The 17,966-nt window shown below is 71.8% G+C and carries 16 protein-coding genes; all 16 read right to left on the bottom strand.

The window, feature by feature from the left end:
* Window positions 1-26: 26 nt before the first annotated feature.
* The 16 genes from GFH48_RS20090 to GFH48_RS20165 all read right to left on the bottom strand — a co-directional run bounded on the left by GFH48_RS20090 (window position 27) and on the right by GFH48_RS20165 (window position 17,559).
* Window positions 27-263, bottom strand: coding sequence for an acyl-CoA carboxylase subunit epsilon (locus tag GFH48_RS20090; RefSeq protein WP_153289582.1), 237 nt, complete (start codon window positions 261-263; stop codon window positions 27-29).
* A gap of 31 nt (window positions 264-294) precedes the next feature.
* Window positions 295-1,863, bottom strand: a complete 1,569-nt coding sequence (locus GFH48_RS20095) for an acyl-CoA carboxylase subunit beta (RefSeq protein ID WP_153289583.1) — start codon at window positions 1,861-1,863, stop codon at window positions 295-297.
* 52 nt (window positions 1,864-1,915) lie between these two features.
* Window positions 1,916-2,221, bottom strand: a complete 306-nt coding sequence (locus GFH48_RS20100; protein ID WP_148014262.1) for an acyl carrier protein — start codon at window positions 2,219-2,221, stop codon at window positions 1,916-1,918.
* Window positions 2,218-3,522: an MFS transporter gene (locus GFH48_RS20105; protein WP_153289584.1), complete on the bottom strand. Its 1,305-nt coding sequence runs from the start codon at window positions 3,520-3,522 to the stop codon at window positions 2,218-2,220. Before GFH48_RS20105 ends, GFH48_RS20100 begins: the two co-directional genes overlap by 4 nt.
* Window positions 3,523-3,526: 4 nt before the next feature.
* Window positions 3,527-4,414: an alpha/beta hydrolase gene (locus tag GFH48_RS20110; protein WP_194280869.1), complete on the bottom strand. Its 888-nt coding sequence runs from the start codon at window positions 4,412-4,414 to the stop codon at window positions 3,527-3,529.
* 198 nt (window positions 4,415-4,612) lie between these two features.
* Entirely contained in the window at window positions 4,613-6,106 is a 1,494-nt protein-coding gene (locus GFH48_RS20115; RefSeq protein ID WP_153289585.1) for an FAD-dependent monooxygenase, read from the bottom strand.
* A gap of 199 nt (window positions 6,107-6,305) precedes the next feature.
* Entirely contained in the window at window positions 6,306-7,982 is a 1,677-nt protein-coding gene (locus tag GFH48_RS20120) for an FAD-dependent oxidoreductase (RefSeq protein ID WP_153289586.1), read from the bottom strand.
* A 2-nt stretch (window positions 7,983-7,984) separates the two neighbouring features.
* Window positions 7,985-8,920: an aromatase/cyclase gene (locus GFH48_RS20125; RefSeq protein ID WP_153289587.1), complete on the bottom strand. Its 936-nt coding sequence runs from the start codon at window positions 8,918-8,920 to the stop codon at window positions 7,985-7,987.
* 64 nt (window positions 8,921-8,984) lie between these two features.
* Window positions 8,985-9,770 carry a 3-oxoacyl-ACP reductase FabG gene (fabG, locus tag GFH48_RS20130; RefSeq protein ID WP_153289588.1) on the bottom strand — a complete coding sequence of 262 codons (786 nt, stop codon included), beginning with the start codon at window positions 9,768-9,770 and terminating at the stop codon, window positions 8,985-8,987.
* A gap of 141 nt (window positions 9,771-9,911) precedes the next feature.
* Window positions 9,912-10,187, bottom strand: coding sequence for an acyl carrier protein (locus GFH48_RS20135; protein WP_148010170.1), 276 nt, complete (start codon window positions 10,185-10,187; stop codon window positions 9,912-9,914).
* Between the two features lie 176 nt (window positions 10,188-10,363).
* A complete protein-coding gene (locus GFH48_RS20140) occupies window positions 10,364-11,578 on the bottom strand; it encodes a ketosynthase chain-length factor (protein WP_153289589.1) in 1,215 nt (404 codons plus the stop codon).
* A complete protein-coding gene (locus tag GFH48_RS20145) occupies window positions 11,575-12,846 on the bottom strand; it encodes a beta-ketoacyl-[acyl-carrier-protein] synthase family protein (RefSeq protein ID WP_153289590.1) in 1,272 nt (423 codons plus the stop codon). The genes GFH48_RS20140 and GFH48_RS20145 overlap by 4 nt, the downstream gene beginning before the upstream one ends.
* Window positions 12,843-13,172, bottom strand: coding sequence for a TcmI family type II polyketide cyclase (locus tag GFH48_RS20150; protein ID WP_153289591.1), 330 nt, complete (start codon window positions 13,170-13,172; stop codon window positions 12,843-12,845). Before GFH48_RS20150 ends, GFH48_RS20145 begins: the two co-directional genes overlap by 4 nt.
* Before the next feature lie 186 nt (window positions 13,173-13,358).
* Window positions 13,359-15,137 carry an acetyl/propionyl/methylcrotonyl-CoA carboxylase subunit alpha gene (locus GFH48_RS20155; protein WP_153289592.1) on the bottom strand — a complete coding sequence of 593 codons (1,779 nt, stop codon included), beginning with the start codon at window positions 15,135-15,137 and terminating at the stop codon, window positions 13,359-13,361.
* 428 nt (window positions 15,138-15,565) lie between these two features.
* Window positions 15,566-16,489, bottom strand: coding sequence for an NAD-dependent epimerase/dehydratase family protein (locus GFH48_RS20160; protein ID WP_153289593.1), 924 nt, complete (start codon window positions 16,487-16,489; stop codon window positions 15,566-15,568).
* Window positions 16,490-16,545: 56 nt separating this feature from the next.
* The gene (locus tag GFH48_RS20165) at window positions 16,546-17,559 is read right to left on the bottom strand and encodes a ScbA/BarX family gamma-butyrolactone biosynthesis protein (protein ID WP_153289594.1); all 1,014 of its coding nucleotides are present in this window, start codon (window positions 17,557-17,559) and stop codon (window positions 16,546-16,548) included.
* Between the last annotated feature and the right edge of the window lie 407 nt (window positions 17,560-17,966).

Below are 17,966 nucleotides of genomic sequence, written 5' to 3' on the forward strand. Positions count from 1 at the left end.
GCCTGCTCCACCCCCGTCCGATCCGCTCAGGCCGCCGCTCGCCAGGTGCGCGGACCGTCGAAGCCGGTGATCCGCTCGGGGCGCCGCCACAGGGCGACGACCTGGTGCCTGCGGGCGAGATCGTCCGGTACGACGCCGGGGCCGGCGGTCACCGCCATGAGCACGGCGGTCAGCGCGGCCAGTTCCTCCGGCGAGGGACAACCGCGCTCGATCCGGAAAAGCGGACCGGCCACGGGGTCGGTGTCGGGTTGCTGTGCGGTCATGGATCCTCCCTCACTCACTCTTCGGGGCCGCTCACTGAGGCGGGTTGCCGTGCTTACGGCGGGGCAGTTCGGCGTGTTTGGCGACGAGCATCGACAGCGAACGGGCCAGGACCGCCCGGGTCTCGCGCGGATCGATGACGTCATCGACCAGCCCACGCTCGGCGGCGTAGTAAGGGTGGACCAACTCCCTCTTGTACTGGTCGATTTTCTCTCTACGCATCGCGTCGGAGTCGTCCGCGGCCGCGATCTCCCGGCGGAAGACGACGTTGGCGGCGCCCTCCGCGCCCATGACCGCGATCTCGTTCGTCGGCCAGGCCAGCGCGATGTCGGCGCCGATGGACCGCGAGTCCATCACGATGTACGCGCCGCCGTAGGCCTTGCGCAGCACCACGGAGACCCGCGGCACGGTGGCGTTGCAGTACGCGTACAGGAGCTTCGCGCCGCGCCGGATGATGCCCTCGTGCTCCTGGTCCACGCCCGGCAGGAATCCGGGCACGTCGACCAGCGTGACCAGCGGGATGTTGAACGAGTCGCAGAACTGGACGAACCGCGCGGCCTTCTCGCTCGCCTTGATGTCCAGCACACCCGCCATGGCCGCCGGCTGGTTGGCGACGATCCCCACGGCGTGACCGTCGACGCGGGACAGCGCGCAGAGGATGTTCGTCGCCCAGCCCGCGTGCACCTCCACGAAGTCGCCGTCGTCGACGAGCTCCTCGACGACCGCCCGCATGTCGTACGAACGGTTCCCGTCGTGCGGCACCAGGTCGAGCAGCACGTCACCGGACCGGTCGCCCGGGTCCCCGCTGACGTGGCGGGGCGGCAGCTCACGGTTGTTGGACGGCAGCAGCGACAGCAGGTAGCGCACCTCGGCGAGGCAGCTCTCCTCGTCGTCGTGCACGAAGTGGGCCACCCCGGAGACCTCGCCGTGGACGTCGGCGCCGCCGAGCCCGTTCTGGCTGATCTCCTCGCCGGTGACCGCGCGGACCACGTCGGGCCCGGTGATGAACATCTGCGAGATGTCGCGGACGGCGAAGACGAAGTCGGTCAGGGCCGGCGAGTACGCCGCGCCGCCCGCGCACGGGCCGAGCATCACCGAGATCTGCGGGATGACACCGGAGGCCTTCGTGTTGCGCTGGAAGATGCCGCCGTAGCCGGCCAGTGCCGAGACACCCTCCTGGATCCGGGCGCCCGCGCCGTCGTTGAGGGACACCAGCGGCGCACCGGCGGCGATGGCCATGTCCATGATTTTGTGGATCTTGCAGGCGTGGGCCTCGCCGAGCGCGCCGCCGAAGACGCGGAAGTCGTGCGCGTAGACGAAGACGGTACGGCCCTCGACCGTGCCCCAGCCGGTGATCACACCGTCGCCGTAGGGCTTCTTGGCCTCCAGGCCGAAGCCGGTGGCCCGGTGCCGGCGCAGCGGTTCGACCTCCTGGAAGCTGCCCTTGTCCAGCAGCAGCTCGATGCGCTCGTGTGCGGTCAGTTTGCCCTTGGCGTGCTGGCGTTCGGTGGCCTTCGGGTCCTGTCCGGCCCGGGCGGTGTCCTTGCGTTCGGCCAGCTCCATCAGTCGGCCGTCGAGTTCCATGGGTATCGCGGGCTCCATCTGGGGATCTCCCCTGTCTTGAGAGGTCTGGAAGGACGGAACAACGGGTCGGTCAGCGGGCGAGCAGCGCGGTCAGCTCACCGACGGTGCTCTCCCGCAGCACCTCGGCGGGCACCTCGGCGTCGAGGGCGCGCCGGATCCGGCGCCCCAGGTGCAGGGCGTCGAGCGGGTCGAGGCCCTGGCCGCGCAGCGACAGGGCGGGCGAGAGCCGGTGGCCCGGCGGGACCGCGAGCAGGTCGTGCAGTTCGAGCCGGAGGCAGTGGCCGATGGCACCGGCCCGCTCGTCGGGGGTCATGGCGCGCAGGGCGACCGGATCGGGAAGCCGATCGAGCCAACTGCACGGGTTCTCTTCGCTCATGGGGCTGCCTTTCGTGGTTGGGGCCGGGCCCGGCACGGTGCCGGTCGTGGCCGGTGGCTGTTCAGGAGACGGCGAGTCCGCCCCGCGAGCAGCACCGCGAGCGCCGCCGTCGACGAGGCGATCCCTCCCACGTAGAGGCCGGAGCGCGCACCGTGCCGGACGGTGAGCCAGCCCACGAGGAGAGCACCGAGCGGGGTGAGTCCTTGCAGGATGAGCGTGTAGAGCGCCATCACCCGGCCGCGGTAGGCGGCGTCGCTGCCCAACTGGATGCGGTGGTTGGCGGCCTGGGCGAAGTAGAGGGTGGCGAAGCCGGTCAGGAACAGCAGGACGGCCGCCCACGCGAAGGTGGGCGACCAGCCGGCCGCGGTCTCCAGGAGTCCGAAGGCGAGCGCGGAGCCGGTGACGGTGCGGGCCGTGGGTCGGCCGCCGCGGGCGGTGGTGGCGAGCGCGGCGAGCAGCGAACCCGCGGCGAACACCGTGGTCAGCAGCCCGAACGTGGTCGCCCCCGAGTGGAAGACGGACCTGGCGAGAAGCGGCAGGGTGAGCTGGAAGGTGAAGCCGAACAGGCCGACGACCGCGACCAGTGCCAGCGGTACGAACAGATCCGGGCGACCGCGCACGTACCGCAGGCCGTCGATCACCCGGGCGCCGCGTTCCGCCGGGGACGTGCGCAGCAGTTCCCCGGGGCGCATCAGGCGCAGCGCTGTCACGGTGGCGAGATAGCTGGCCGCGTTGCACAGCATCGCCGGCCCCGCGCCCACCGCGCCGATGAGCAGCCCGGCGAGTGCGGGGCCCACCACGCGGGCGGTGTTGAAGTACGCGGCGCTCAGGGCGGAGGCGTTGGGCAGCAGGTCGGGGCCGACCATCTCGCTGACGAACGCCATCCGGGCGGGCACCTCGACCGCGTTGACGGTGCCCAGGGCCGGCGCGAAGAGGTACAGGTGCCACAGCTGGACGGAGCCGGCCAGCGCCAGGACGGAGAGCGCCAGCGCGAGGACGCCGGAGACGACGTTGGCGAGGGTGAGCAGCAGCCGCTTGTCGTGACGGTCGGCAAGCCGGCCCCCGTACAGCGTGAACAGCAGCAGCGGGGTGAACTGGAGTGCCGTCATCGCGCCCAGGGCGGTGCCGGAGTCCCCCGTCAGGGAGAGCACCAGCCAGTCCTGGGCGGTGACCATCATCCAGGTGCCCGCGACGGACACGACCTGGCCGGCCGTGAAGAGGCGGAAGTTGCGCACGGCCAGCGACCGGAACGGCGCCGGGCGTGTGCCGGCTCCGGTGCCGGCCCCGCGTGTCGTCGTCATGGCGTCAGGCGGTGACGGACGGGCCCGCGGTCCGTCGCGCGAGGCACTGCTCGAAGAACGCGAACGCGCGCAGATGGTACGTGCGGGCGGCCCAGCCCAGGCTGATGTTGTGCCCCGCGCCGGGCTGACGGTCGACGGAGGCGGACGGCGCCGAGGCGAAGTGCGCGGCCAGGTCGGCGACCGTGTCCTCGTCGTGGTGCCACCACAGCTCCTGCTCGGCGAAGGTCAGCCGCACCGGGACCTGCACCGCCGCCGCCGCGACCGGGAACCGGCGCGGCCACTGCAGTGCCTCCGCCCGCTCGCGCGGGGGCATGGGCGCGACCATGGCCTCCGCCTCGCGGAAGGTGTTCGGCGGATAGAACCGCAGAGCGCCCCAGTTCCGCTTCCAGTTCCGGTGCTGATGCGGGTCGGGCCCGTTGCCCGGGTCGACCGCGTAGTCGCGGCCGAGCCCGGAGATGTCGAGCCCGAGCAGCGGCGGTACGGCCGGATCCGGGTCGCCTGCCTGACAGGCCGCGTACGTCAGCGCCAGCTTGCCGCCGAAGGAGTGCGCGAGCAGGAACAACCCGGCGCCCGTCTCGGCGCGCGCGGCCAGGTGTCGCAGCGCCGCGTGCAACGCACCGGCCTGCTCGGCCAGGGTCTGCCCGCCCGGGGCGTCCGCGGCGGACAGCCCGTACCCGGGCCGGTCGACGGCGACCATGGTGTAGCCGAGCCGGGCGCCGAGGGCGAGCAGTGAGACGTCGGGGTGGGCCTGCCCGTCGAAATAGGCCGCGCTCATCCCGCCGCCGTGCACCGCGACGACGGTCGCCCGCGGCGGCCCGGCCGGCTGGGCGATCAGCGCGGAGAGCGTGACGTCACCGGCTTGCAGGGCGACGGGCCGCACGCCCGGGGACATGGCCGAACCGGGTACGGACGAACCCGGTACGGCGGAACCGGACACGGACGGACCGGATACGGACGGACCGGATACGGACGAGGGGATGATCTCGGCCGTGGGAACGCTCACTGGGTTACTTCCTCTCGTGGTCGTGCTCGGGTGTGCGGGCTCCCGCGGTCACCGGGACACGGCCCGCCGTCGTGCGGGCGCAGGGCCTCACTCGCCCTCCGGCTCACCGAACCAGCGGCGCAGCGCGGCGGACAGCTCCGCCGTACCGGTGTCCGCCCAGGCGACATAGCCGTCGGGGCGCACCAGCAGCGCGCCGGCGCCGCCGAAGGCGTCCGGGTCCCGCGGGGTACCGGTGACGACGGTGACGCGGTCCTTCCAGCGGGCCGCGGACTCGCGCAGCACGGAGTCGTCGGCGAGGTCGAGCAGAAGGCCCTGGGCCGGGTGCAGCAGTTCGGGCGTACCGACCTCGCCCGCCGCGGTGTCCAGCGCGCGCGGCGGCAGCCGGCGGCCGGCCGGCGGATGTCCGCCGTCCCCGAGGTCGTAGTGGACGTCGAGGTGGCTGACCACACCGGCGAGATGGCGCTTCACGCTGTCGAGGCCGATGAGCTCGGCGAACAGGTCGCGCAGCGGCTGCGACTCGGGGCCGCCGAGGAAGACGGTGCCCTGGGCCCGGGTGTTCATCAGCAGCCGTGCGCCGACCGCGTGGCGTTCGTCGTGGTACGTGTCCAGCAGGCCCCGGGGTGCCGTGCCCCGTACGGTCGCGGCCAGTTTCCAGCCGAGGTTGACCGCGTCCTGGACGCCGGTGCTCAGGCCCTGGCCGCCGGCCGGGAGATGGATGTGCGCGGCGTCGCCCACGAGCAGCACCCGGCCGCGCCGGTACTCGGTGACCTGCCGGGTGGCGTCCGTGAAGGAGCTGACCCAGTCGGCGCCCCCGCCGGAGATGTCCTCACCCGTCAACCGCAGCCAGGCCGCCGCCACTTCGGAGAACTCGGGGGTCTCGCTGCGGTCCGCCGGCGGGGTGCCGTGCTCGCAGACGATGATCCGGTCCACGCCCTCCTTCAACGGCGCGGCCATCACCATGCCGCCGGGCAGCCGCTCGCCCAGGAAGCGGGGCTCGATCCGGCAGCCCACCACGTCGGCGAGGTACATGCCCCTGGTGGCGGGGGTGCCGGGGAAGTCGAACCCCGCGGCCCTGCGCACCGGGCTGTGTCCGCCGTCGGCACCCACCAGGTAGAGGGCGCGCAGCGTACGCTCCCCGGCGGACGTGGCCAGCGTGACGGTGACCCCGCCCCCGTCGGCGTCCTCGTCCCCGTGCTGCTCCAGCGCCCGGAACTCCCAGCCGCGCCGGATGTCGGCACCCAGCTCGCGGGCCCACTCCTCCAGCACCGCCTCCGTCCGGGACTGCGGGACACCACGGGCTCCGAAGTGGGCGTCCTCCAGCACGGTGTAGTCGAACTGCACTCCGCCGAAGTGGCCCATCGGGCTCTTCTCCAGGCCGCCGAAGCGCGGGACCAGGCCCCGCTGGTCGAACGACTCCATCGCACGGGCGGTGAACCCGAGCCCCCGCGACTGTCCGGTGGGCCGCTCCAGCCGCTCGGCGACGATGACGCTCACCCCGCCCAGTCGCAGCTCCCCGGCCAGCATCAGCCCGGCCGGGCCGGCGCCGACGACGATGACGTCCGCGTCCTTCTGCGCGTCCATGGGTGTCCTTTCCTCGCGCGCGTGGGCGCGCTTCGCGTCGATGGGTGGCGTGTCCGCGGTGCCTCGTGTGCGTATGCGTGTACGTGCGGTACGTGTGTGTTCGCGTCCGTGGACGAGTGAGTGGACGTACGTGTGCGTGGACGTGTGCGGTGCGGCCGGTCGTGGGCCGCCGGGGCCGCGGACGGTCCTGCGGTCGCCTTCAGCCGCGGTCGGCCGGGAAGCCGAACCAGCGGGTCAGGGCCTCGGGCAGGCCGTCCGGGCGCGGCCCGGCCCAGGCCACGTGACCGTCGGGACGTACGAGAAGCGCCTGCCCCGCGGGGAGCGGACCCCCGGCCTCGGGAGGGCCGGCCACGAAGGTGACCCGGTCCGACCAGGGCTCCGCCGCCGCGCGCAGCGCCCCCTCGCGGTTGCCGCCGCCGTTCCCGTCCAGGGACAGCAGCAGCCCGCGACCGGTACGCAGGAGTTCGGTCGTACGGCGCCGCGTGCCGTCTCCCGTGGGCGCCAGCCACGCGTCCGGCAGCCGCCGGCCGAGCAGCGGGTGCCCGACGGCCCCGTCATCGGAGCGGATCCCGGCGCCGGCGCCCAGGGCGTTGCCGGCCCCGGACCCGTGGCCTCCGGCCGTTCCCCCGTCACGCTCGCCACCCGAGCCGTCCGACTCGTCGGCGTAGCCCGCGCCGGCCGCGTCGCCTCCGACGTCGTACCGGATGCCGAGGCCGCTGATCATTCCGGCCAGGTGTCCGCGCACGCCGTCCACGGTGAGCAGTTCGGTGAGCAGGGAACGGGTCGGTTCGACCTCCGGGCCGCCGAGCAGCAGCTCGACCTGGGCCCGGATGTTGGCGAGGACCTGACGGCCCACGGTGTGGCGCTCGGAGTCGTAGGTGTCGAGGAGTTCCTCGGGGGCGCTGCCGCGCACCACCGCGGCGAGCTTCCAGCCGAGGTTGAACGCGTCCTGGACGCCCAGGTTGAGGGCCTGCCCGCCGCTCGGCATCTGCCGGTGCGCCGCGTCCCCGGCGAACAGGACACGGCCGTGCCGGTAGCGCGCGAGCTGCCGGTTGGCGTCACCGAAGGCGTTGACCCACAACGGGACACCCTGGCTGATGTCCTCGCCCGTGACGCGCTTCCACACGTCGGTGACCTCGGTGAAGTCCGGTTCCCTGCCGCCGCGTTCGGCCACCGGCCGGCCGAACTCGTGGACCATCACCCGGGTCACCCCGTCCCGGGTGGCGGCGATGGCGAGCCCGTGCCGAAGACGCTCGAAGCGCCGGTCGGCGACGCTGACGCCGGAGACGTCCGCCCGCAGCAGCTCGCGCCTGGCGTCCTGCCCGGGGAAGGGGGCCCGGACCAGCCGCCGCACGGTGCTGTCCTCGCCGTCGCAGCCGACCAGGTAGCGGGCCCGGATACGGACCGGACCGTACGGACCGATGGTCTCGGCCTTCACGCTCCCGGCCCCGTCGGCCGCTCCGTCGTCCACGGTCAGGGACAGCAGTTGGTGCCGGCGCCACAGATCCGCGCCGAGATCGGCCGCCCGGCGCTGCAACAGCTCCTCGGTACGGGTCTGGGCCACCTTCCACTGCCCGGGGTACGGACCGGGCAGCGTCAGGTCGAGGGGTACACCGCCGAAGTGGCCGCGCGGATCGCACGGCGGCGTGCCGAGTTCGTCCAGCAGTCCGCGCGAGTCGAGGATCTCCATGGTGCGGGCGTGCAGGGTGGAGGCCCGCGACTCGGTGGTCGGGCCGGGGCGCTGGTCGACGACGACCACCTCGGCGCCGCCCAGCCGCAGCTCGGTGGCGAGCATCAGACCGGCGGGGCCCGCTCCGACCACGAGGACGTCGGTGTCCAGGGTGGTCGTGTCGGTGTCCTGATGGTCCGTCGTCATCGTCAACGCCTGCTCTCCGCGTGGGCTTTGGCGTGGTTGAGGGTGGCGCGGCTGTTGGTGGAGAGGGCGGTGTGGACGTAGGTGCGGGCGTCGGTGAGGGTGGCGTCGGGTCCGAGGACGGTTGTGATGTTGTCGGTGTTGAGGGTGACGGTGTGCTGGGAGGTGGCGGTGACGCCTTCGTCGGTGTCGGTGAAGGTCCAGTGGCCGGTGTGGAGGGTCATGAGTGCGGGGAGGGTGACCTGTTTGTAGGCGATGTGCTGGTGGGGGAAGGTCACGCGGTAGGACTTGGTGGTGTGGAGGGAGCCGTCCTTGGCGCGGGTGTCCATTTCCAGGGTCTGCAGGCCGGGGGTGTCCTCGTGCAGGCGGACGGTGGCGACGTGGGGCAGGCGTTCGGACCACAGGTTCGCCTCGTTGATGAAGGCGTACACGTCCTTCACCGACCCGTCGACCAGGACGGTGTCCTCGAAGGAGAACGTCACCTCCTCCGCCGCGTACGCGAACTCGACGTTCTTCTTCAGCGCGTCCAGTTCGGAGCGGCTGTTCCTGTCGACCGCCTGGTCGATCCAGAGGAGGTCGTGCGGGTCGTCGCCGACCGCGCGGTAGTCGTGCAGCAGCCGCACCCGGGAGGTGTTCTCCTCCAGCGGCTCGATGATCCAGGTGCCGCCCATCGCCGCGACCGGCGGGGCGGGTATCTCCTGGCGGAAGGTGATCCGCAGGCCCTCGGGGTCCAGTTCGCGGCGCGAGGTCCAGTTCTTGGCCTCGCCGTTGGCGGTGGCCCAGATCCGTATCCGCTCCTCGGAGCCGTTCCGCTCGACCTGCTCGACGTGGATGGTGGGCGGGAAGATCCGCGGCCAGTTGGTGACCTCCGCCAGCAGCCGGTACACGGCCGGTGCCGGCGCGGCGATCGTGATCTCGTGCTCTACCTCACGGGTCGTCATGACGCTTTCTTCTCCAGGGCTGGGTACGGGCTGCCGGGGGGAGCCGGTGGGTGGCGGGGTCCGCTCAGAAGTTGCCGAGTCCGCCGCAGACGTTGATGGCCTGCGCGGTGACCGAGGCGGCCGTGTCCGAGGCGAGGTAGGCGACCATGCCGGCCACCTCCTCGGGGGTGGAGTAGCGGCCGAGCGGGATCTTGGCCTGGAACTTCTCGAGGATGGCGTCCTCGGAGGTGTCGTAGGCGGCGGCGTACCCGGCGCGCACGCGCTGGGCCATCGGCGTCTCGACGTAGCCCGGGCAGACGGCGTTCACGGTGATGCCGGTGGGGGCCAGTTCGTTGCCGAGGGCCTTGGTGAAACCGACCACGCCGTGCTTGGAGGCGGAGTACGGCGCGCCCAGCACCACGCCCTGCTTGCCCGCGGTGGAGGCGATGTTGATGATCCGTCCGCGGCTCTTGTGCCGCATGCCGCCGGTGTTGAGCACCTCCCGCGTCAGCCGGAAGACGCTGTTGAGGTTGGTGTCGATGACATCGGTCCACAGCTCGTCCCCGATGTCGGCCGTGACACCGCCGCCGGACCGGCCCGCGTTGTTGACCAGGACGTCGACGGTGCCGAAGCGGTCGACGGCGGCCTGTACGAAGGCCGCGGCCGAGGCCGGGTCGCGGACGTCGAGGACACTGCCGTCCGCCTCGACGCCCTCGTCCTGGAGGGTCTTGACCGTCTCGGCGACGTTGTCGGCGTCGCGCGCGCCGATGAACACCCGGTGGCCGGCGGCGGCCAGCGCGCGGGCGGACGCGAGACCGATGCCGCTGGTCGCCCCGGTGATGAGAGCGACGCGCTTCTCCAGCGTTGACATGTGCTTCCTCTCCTGTGACGTGCGGTCTGCGGCGGGCCCGGGCCGGACGAGTCCCCGCCCGCACGCGGTGGGACCCGCGGTGGGACGCGCACCGCTCGGATGCGGTGAAAGGTTTCGCCCGGCCCGGGAGAGCCGTCGTGGTCAGGCGGCGGCGGGCTCGTCGGCGCCGAACTGCTGGTTCACGGCCTCGATGAGGGCGCGCGGGGTGTCGGCGTCGGTCAGCAGGTCCTCGTCGAGGACGATCCCGTACTCGCGCTCGATGCGGCTGCCGGTCTCCAGCAGGGCCAGCGACTCGTAGCCGAGGACTTCGAACGGCTCGTCGAGGATGTCGCCGTCGAGGTCGACGCCCTCGTCGACGCCCGCGCCCTCCAGCAGGATGCGGCGCAGGTCGTCCAGGGTGAATTCCGAAGTGGACACGTGGGTTCCTTCCCAGGTCGAGATGGATCGGACGGGCGATGGATCGATCGGGTGGTGGGTCGATCGGGTGGTGGGTCGATCGAGCGGTGGATCGAGCGGTGGATCGAGCGGGCGACGGGTCGAGCGGGCGATGGATGGGGCGGGCGACCGGATGGGGCGGGCGACGGGATGTCCGGTCAGTCGACGGCGCGGACGACGACGGCCGAGTTGAACCCGCCGTAGCCGCGCGCCAGGACCAGCGCGGTACGCACCTGGGCGGGGCGCGACTGGGTGAGAACCAGGTCGAGGCCGTACTCCTCGTCGGGGTCGACGTGCACCGTCGGAGGGATCAGTCCCTCCTCGATGGCGAGCAGGGCGGTGGCGACGTCGAGCGGGGCGGCGCCGGAGTACAGCCGCCCCGTCATCGTCTTGGGCGCGGTGACCGGGACCCCCCGGACACCGAAGACCGCCGAGATCGCCTCGGCCTCGATCCGGTCCAGCTCCGGCACTCCGGCCGCGTCCGCGAAGACCACGTCGACGTCCCCGGGTGCCACGTCCGCGTCGGCGAGGGCGAGTTCGACCGCCTTGCGCAGACCGGGCTCGCGGTCGCTGCCCGGCCGCGGGTCGAACGTCGAGCCGTAGCCCGCGATCTCGCCGTAGATCCGGGCGCCGCGCGCGCACGCCGACTCGGCCGACTCCATGATCAGAATGGCGCCGCCCTCGCCCGGCACGTAACCGGACGCGTCGGCGTCGAAGGGCAGATAGGCGCGGGTCGGTTCGTCGCTGGTGCTCAGCCGGTCGCCGGCCATCTGCGCCACCCAGCCCCAGGGGCAGATCGACGCGTCGACACCTCCGGACACGATCATCGGGGTGCCCTTGCGGATGAGCCGCCGGCCGTGCGCCACCGCGTCGAGACCGCCCGCCTCGTCGCTGACGATGACGCCGCTGGGACCCTTCAGTCCGTTGCGGATGGAGATCTGCCCGCTGTTGACGGCGTAGAACCAGGCGAAGGACTGGTAGGCGGAGACGTACTGGCTGCCCTGGCTCCACAGCTTCTCCAGCTCGCCCTGGCCGAACTCGAAACCGCCCGAGGAACTCGCCGTGACGACACCCATGTCGTACTGCGGAAGCTCCGCGGGATCGATCCCCGCGTCGGCGAGCGCCCAGTCGGCGGCGACCAGCGCCATCCGCGTCATGTGGTCGGTCTGCGGCAGCAGCCGGCTCGGCAGCAGGTCCCCGGCGACGAAGCCCGGCACCTCGCCCGCCAGCGTCGACGGGTAGGACGACGGGTCGAAGCGGGTGACCCGGCCGATGCCGTTCTTGCCGGTCCGGGTGGCGGCCCAGTAGTCCTGTGTGCCCAGGCCGTTGGGGGCGGCGATGCCCAGACCGGTCACTACCACCGTGGTGGTCATGCCACGCTCCTCTCGGGACGCGCCAGCACCATGGCGCTCTGGAATCCCCCGAAACCGCTGCCGACGGTGAGCACCGCGTCGGTGAGCTGCTCCCGGGCGACCAGCGGCACGTAGTCGAGGTCGCACTTGGGGTCGGGGGTGGTCAGGTTGGCCGTGGGCGGCACGACGTGGTTCTCCATCGCCAGCGCGGACGCGGCGATCTCGATGGAACCGATCGCGCCGAGCGAGTGCCCGACCATCGACTTGATCGAGCTGACCGGGGTCCGGTAGGCGTGGTCGCCCAGGCTGCGCTTGAACGCCTCGGTCTCGTGGCGGTCGTTCTGCTTGGTGCCGGAGCCGTGCGCGTTGATGTAGTCGATCTCGGTCGGGTTCATCCTCGCCTCGTCCAGCGCGGTCGTGATGGCCTCGGCCATCTCCGCGCCGTCCGGCCGCAGACCCGTCATGTGGTACGCGTTCGAGCGCGTCGCGTACCCGGCGATCTCGGCGTAGATGTGCGCGCCGCGCCGCCGGGCACTCTCCAGCTCCTCCAGGACGAACACGGCGGCGCCCTCACCGAGCACGAACCCGTTGCGGGTCCCGTCGAAGGGGCGCGAGGCCCGCTCGGGGTCGTCGTCCCTGGGCGTCGTCGCCTTGATCGCGTCGAAGCACGCCATCGTGATCGGCGAGATCGGGGCGTCGGACGAACCCGTGATCATGACGTCGGCCGAGCCCTCGCGGAGCAGTTCCACGGCGTGGCCGACCGAGTCGATGCCGGACGTGCAGCCCGTGGAGACCACCGTGCTGGGGCCCTGCGCGCCCACCGACCAGGCGACCTCGGCCGCGAAGGAGCTGGGGACCAGGTAGTTGTACAGGTGCGGGACGGTGTACGCGTGGTCCACCAGACGCAGCCGGCCGCCGTCGCTGACGACGTTGTACTCCTCGTCGAGACCCATGGTGGCGCCGACCGCGCTGCCGATGGTGACACCCACCCGGTACGGGTCGTGGGCGTCGAGGTCGATGCCGCTGTCGGCGACCGCACCGCGGGCCGCGACCACCGCGAACTGCGCGGCGCGGTCCATCCGGCGGATCTCCTGCGGGCTCAGTCCGTGCTCCGCGGGGTCGAAGTCGATCTCCGCGGCGACCCGGGAGCGGAACGGGCTGGGGTCGAAGAAGCTGATGCGGCGGGTGGCCGTACGGCCCTCGCTCAGCAGGTTCCAGAAGTTCTTCGCCCCGACACCGCCGGGGGCCAGCACCTCTATGCCGGTGATGACGACTCGTCGGCCGGTCACGCGGACGCCTCCCAGTTGTAGAAGCGCGTGGCCATCGCGTCGGCCGGGGAGCGCCAGGTGGCCGGGTCGTACGCCTCGATGAACGGCTTCAGGTCCTCACTGATCTGTACGAAGCGCGCGTCGTGCCGGGCGTGCTGGATCAGCTCGCCGCCGTTGTCCGCGTCGAAGTCCTGGAGGTGGAAGTACAGACCCCGGTACTGGAAGAGCTGGCGCCGGCGCGTTCCCATGCGGTGCGGCATTTCCGTGTCGTCGAAATCACCGAAAATCCTGGCCACGTCGACGCTCGACCCGGGTTCCATCCGAGCCACAATCAGCGTGCTGTACATACGTTTCCCTCTCCTCGGGGCCCACCACACGACGGTTGACGAAAGCTCGTATTCAGTATCCGGGGCGGTAAGTGCGGTTTCAATATTCCCTGTGTCAGGTAATTGTCAGACCGGGTCAGAATTCCGCAGGTAATTACGGCGGAGCCCACGGTTCCCCGGCGAATTCGCCGAGAATCCGCTCATGCGTCAGTCGGTGATGTCACACAGGGCGGCGCCGGAGGTGACGGACGCGCCGACCTCCGCGCTCAGGCCCTTGACGGTGCCGGAGCGGTGGGCGTTGAGGGGCTGCTCCATCTTCATGGCCTCCAGGACGACGACGAGGTCGCCCTCCCGCACGTCTTGGCCCTCCTCGACCGCGATCTTGACGATCGTGCCCTGCATGGGCGAGGCGAGGGTGTCACCGGAGACAGCCGGCCCGGACCTGCGGGCGGCGCGGCGCTTCGGCTTGGCGCCCGCGGCGAGTCCGGTGCGGGCCAGCGACATGCCGAGCGAGGACGGCAGCGACACCTCCAGGCGGCGCCCGGCGACCTCGACGACGACGGACTCGCGGGCCGGTTCGTCATCCGCCCCGGCGCCCGGGTCCGCGGGGGCGGTGAAGGCGGGGATCTCGTTGACGAACTCGGTCTCGATCCACCGGGTGTGGACCGTGAACGGGTCCGCGGAACCGGTCAGCTCCGGGGCGAACGCCGGGTCCCGTACGACCGCGCGGTGGAACGGGATCGCGGTCGCCATGCCCTCGACGGTGAACTCGTCGAGGGCGCGGGCGGCGCGCTGGAGTGCCTGCTCGCGGGTGGCGCCGGTGACGATCAGCTTGGCCAGCAGCGAGTCCCAGGCGGGGCCGATGACCGAACCCGACTCGACGCCGGCGTCGAGTCGGACGCCGGGGCCGGAGGGCGGGGCGAAGGTGGTGACGGTGCCCGGGGCGGGCAGGAAGCCCCGGCCGGGGTCCTCACCGTTGATACGGAACTCGAAGGAGTGGCCGCGCAGTTCGGGATCGCCGTAGCCGAGTTCCGCGCCGTCCGCGATCCGGAACATCTCCCGGACCAGGTCGATCCCGGCGACCTCCTCGGTGACCGGGTGCTCGACCTGCAGCCGGGTGTTGACCTCCAGGAAGGAGATCGTGCCGTCCATGCCGACGAGGAACTCCACGGTGCCCGCGCCGACGTAACCGGCCTCCTTGAGGATGGCCTTGGACGACGAGTACAGCTCGGCGACCTGCGCGTCGGACAGGAACGGCGCGGGAGCCTCCTCCACCAGCTTCTGGTGGCGGCGCTGCAGCGAGCAGTCCCGGGTGGACACGACGACCACGTTGCCGTGCGTGTCGGCCAGGCACTGGGTCTCCACATGGCGGGGCTTGTCGAGATAGCGCTCGACGAAGCACTCACCGCGCCCGAACGCGGCGACCGCCTCCCGGACCGCGGAGTCGTACAGCTCCGGGACCTCCTCCAGGGTGCGGGCCACCTTCAGCCCGCGCCCGCCACCCCCGAACGCCGCCTTGATCGCGATCGGCAGACCGTGCTCCTTCGCGAAGGCCACGACCTCGTCCGCGCCGGAGACCGGATCGGGAGTACCCGCGACCAGCGGAGCACCCGCGCGCTGCGCGATGTGCCGGGCGGCGACCTTGTCCCCCAGGTCACGGATGGCCTGCGGCGGCGGGCCGATCCAGATCAGCCCGGCGTCCAGGACCGCCTGCGCGAACTCCGCGTTCTCGGACAGGAAGCCGTAACCCGGATGGACCGCGTCCGCCCCCGAGTCCCCGGCGGCCTTCAGAACCTTCGCGATGTCCAGATAACTGGTGGCCGGGGTGTCACCGCCCAACGCGAACGCCTCGTCCGCCGCTCGGACATGCACAGCGTCCCGGTCCGGTTCCGCATACACGGCAACGCTCGCGATCCCGGCATCCCGGCACGCCCGGGCCACGCGGACAGCGATTTCGCCACGGTTGGCGATGAGCACCTTGCGCACGATGAACCTCCCCTGACTCCGCTCGGAGCCACAAGACTGTTCGAGCGTGCACCCCCCTTCAATACGGTCCGTTGCAGAACTGGGTCAGAATCCGCAGACCCGGGGCAGCAGTTTGCGGAAGAGGAAAGAAAAAGGTCAGGCCTCCGTCAAAAAGCCGGACCCGACGGACGGAACCGTCGGGTCCGGAAAGAGTCGGAATGCAGCATTCCGTGGAGGTGCTTTCGGCCTTCTCACTGCTTTTCCGGGCGCCGGGCGGATGAACGGGCACGTTCTGCGGTAACGGGATCCGGGAAATCGGCCGATCGGAGCCACGGGGGTCGAGTCGGTCGGAGTACGGGCTCTTCGACCGGAGCGCGGGGGCCCGCGCGGTGGGAGAACAGGGGCCGGGCGCCGGGGTGCGGGCACCCTCAGGTGGAGCGCGGGGACCTTCAGCCGACGTTCAGGACCTTGCGGTACCAGGGCGCGGCCCGCGCGAACCCGGCGTCGAACCCCGGGCCGGGAGTACGGCGCAGATCGGACCAGATCGGGGCGCTGTCGAAGACGTGGTCGGTCGTGAACATGTCGAGCCCCGACGCGGGTGCGCCGTGTTCCTCCAGGACCGCCCGCGCCTGGTCCGCGGTCAGATCCCGGTCCGGCCGCTCGACGCCGGCACAGGCGGCCACCGCGCGCAGCAGGGCGTCCACGGCGACGGGCTCGGGGTGAGCCGCGTGATAGACGGACTCCGTCAGGTCGCCGGCGGGGGCCAGCGCGGTCGCGACCAGCAGTCCGGCCAGCTCGGACACCGCGATCACGGACGTCCGGGAGGGCCAGCCGTCCACGGTGCCGGGCAGTACGGACAGCATCCGGGCCAGTCCCGGGACCACCCACCTGTCGCCCTCCCCGTACACCAGGTGCGGCCGCAGGACGATGCCGCCGGCCGCGAGCACCGCGTCCTCGGCCGCGGCCCGGGTGCGGGAGGTGGGCGAGCCCGGATTGCGGGTCAGCTCCCCGGGCCGGCCGCCGCGGAAGGTACCGCGGCCGTAGACGGAGGCCGTGCTGAGCTGGACGACGCGCGCGACCCCCGCGCGGCGCGCCTCCTCGACGAGGGCCGCCGTACCACGCGCGTTGACGGCCTCGTTGGCCTCGACGTCCCCACCGATCCGCGAGGCGCAGTGGATCAGGACGTCGACGCCCTCGCACACGCCGCGCAGCGACGCGGGTTCGCTCAGGTCGGCCCGTACGACCCGGGGGCCGGAACCGGGCAGGGGACTGCGGTGCGACATCAGTCTCAGCTCGACCCGCCGACGCCCCGCCTCTCGGGTGACGTGGCTGCCGACGAAACCGGCCGCGCCGGTGATCAGAAGGGTGGGCACGCGACACTCTCCTCGGGATGGGGACGCTCGCCAAGGGGCCCGGACGGGGTGCGGGTTCAACGGCCGCGCGGGCTCAGGACGAGCTCGGCGGTGAAGACCGTCTCAGCGTGCTGCGTGCCGCGCACCCGCACCAGTACGCCGCCGTCGGTGCCGTGCGGTTCGACCCGCGGCTCGATCCAGCAGGGGGCGTCGAACTCGGCGTAACGCGCGAAGTTGCTCTTGAGGCCCAGCAGCAGGGCGTCGGGCATGCCCGTCGAGACGAGGGCGGCCTGCCGGGCCGCCTCCAGCAGGACCATGCCCGGTATGTGGTCGACGGGATGGTCGAAGAAGGTGGGATGGGCGGTGTCGACGCGCAGCTCCCAGCGGTCGCCGGTGCCGGCGGCCGGCCCGGGCTCGGCGAGCAGCACATGGCGGTCGCCGGAGTGGCCCACGGCGGCGGGGTCGATCCCCGGCGGCGCGACGCGGTCGGTGGTGGTGGGGCGGCCGGCGCGCAGCCTCCGGTGGACGGCCGGACTGGTGCAGCTGAACGCGGCGCCCCCGGTGGCCAGCGCCTTTCCGTCGCGCAGCACGGTGACGTCGTAGCGCATACCGCCGAGCACCCGGCCCCGGCGGACGATGTCGCTGCAGACGGTGCGCAGTTCGACCTCGGTGGGCACGGCGTCCGCGACGAGGAGTTCGGGGGCGGTGCTGAACGACATGTCCCACATCAGGAACTGGTGCCCGAAGGGAACGCCGAACTCCGCGTGCGCCAGCAGGGAGCCGATCTGGCGGACGGACTCGATCAGCAGCATCGGGTCCTGGTAGCCGCCGGACTGGGTGAAGAACGAGTGGCTGCGCGGCCATTGGGCGCTGACCGCGAAGACGTCGGAGCGGCCGGGCCCGGCGGGTTCGGCGGCGGCCTCCCAGCCGGTCAGCAGTACCTCGGAGACGGCGGCGCGATGAACGTACTCGCGGGGAACCGTCGTGGTCAGCCGGGGCTGCAGAGTCCTCGTGGTGGTTCGCGGCGCCTTCGTGGCCACCGTCGCGAGGTCGCTCTCGACGGACACACGGGTGGAGGTGGTGTACGACATGTACGGCACTCCTGTCTGTTTCCGAGCAGGGGGCAGCAATCCGTACTGTCGGCAGCCACCCCCCGTGGCCGACGTTCTCTTGCTCGCACAAGATACAGACATGTCTGTTCGGTTCTTCAAGTAAAGCTTTAGTATCCCTCTAGGTTCAGGCCGTCATTACCGACTGGTACGGCACGATCGCGCCACTTGCGCCACCGACCCCTCGAAACCGTGCAGACCTGCACGGTTAGAGTCGCGAAGACCGGCCCGCGCAGGCCCGAGGGCGTAGGCGAACCTCCCGGAGACATGACCTCGGAATGGCGAAGAAGTGCGCGTTCCAGCAGGTCAACGGAGAGTTCCTGGGGGCGGTCCAGGCCGACGCGCGGGGGACACGGAACACGTTGACAATCAGACAAGTCTGTTTGCTA

This window comes from Streptomyces fagopyri (genome assembly GCF_009498275.1).
In the GTDB taxonomy this organism is placed as follows: Bacteria; Actinomycetota; Actinomycetes; order Streptomycetales; family Streptomycetaceae; genus Streptomyces; species Streptomyces fagopyri.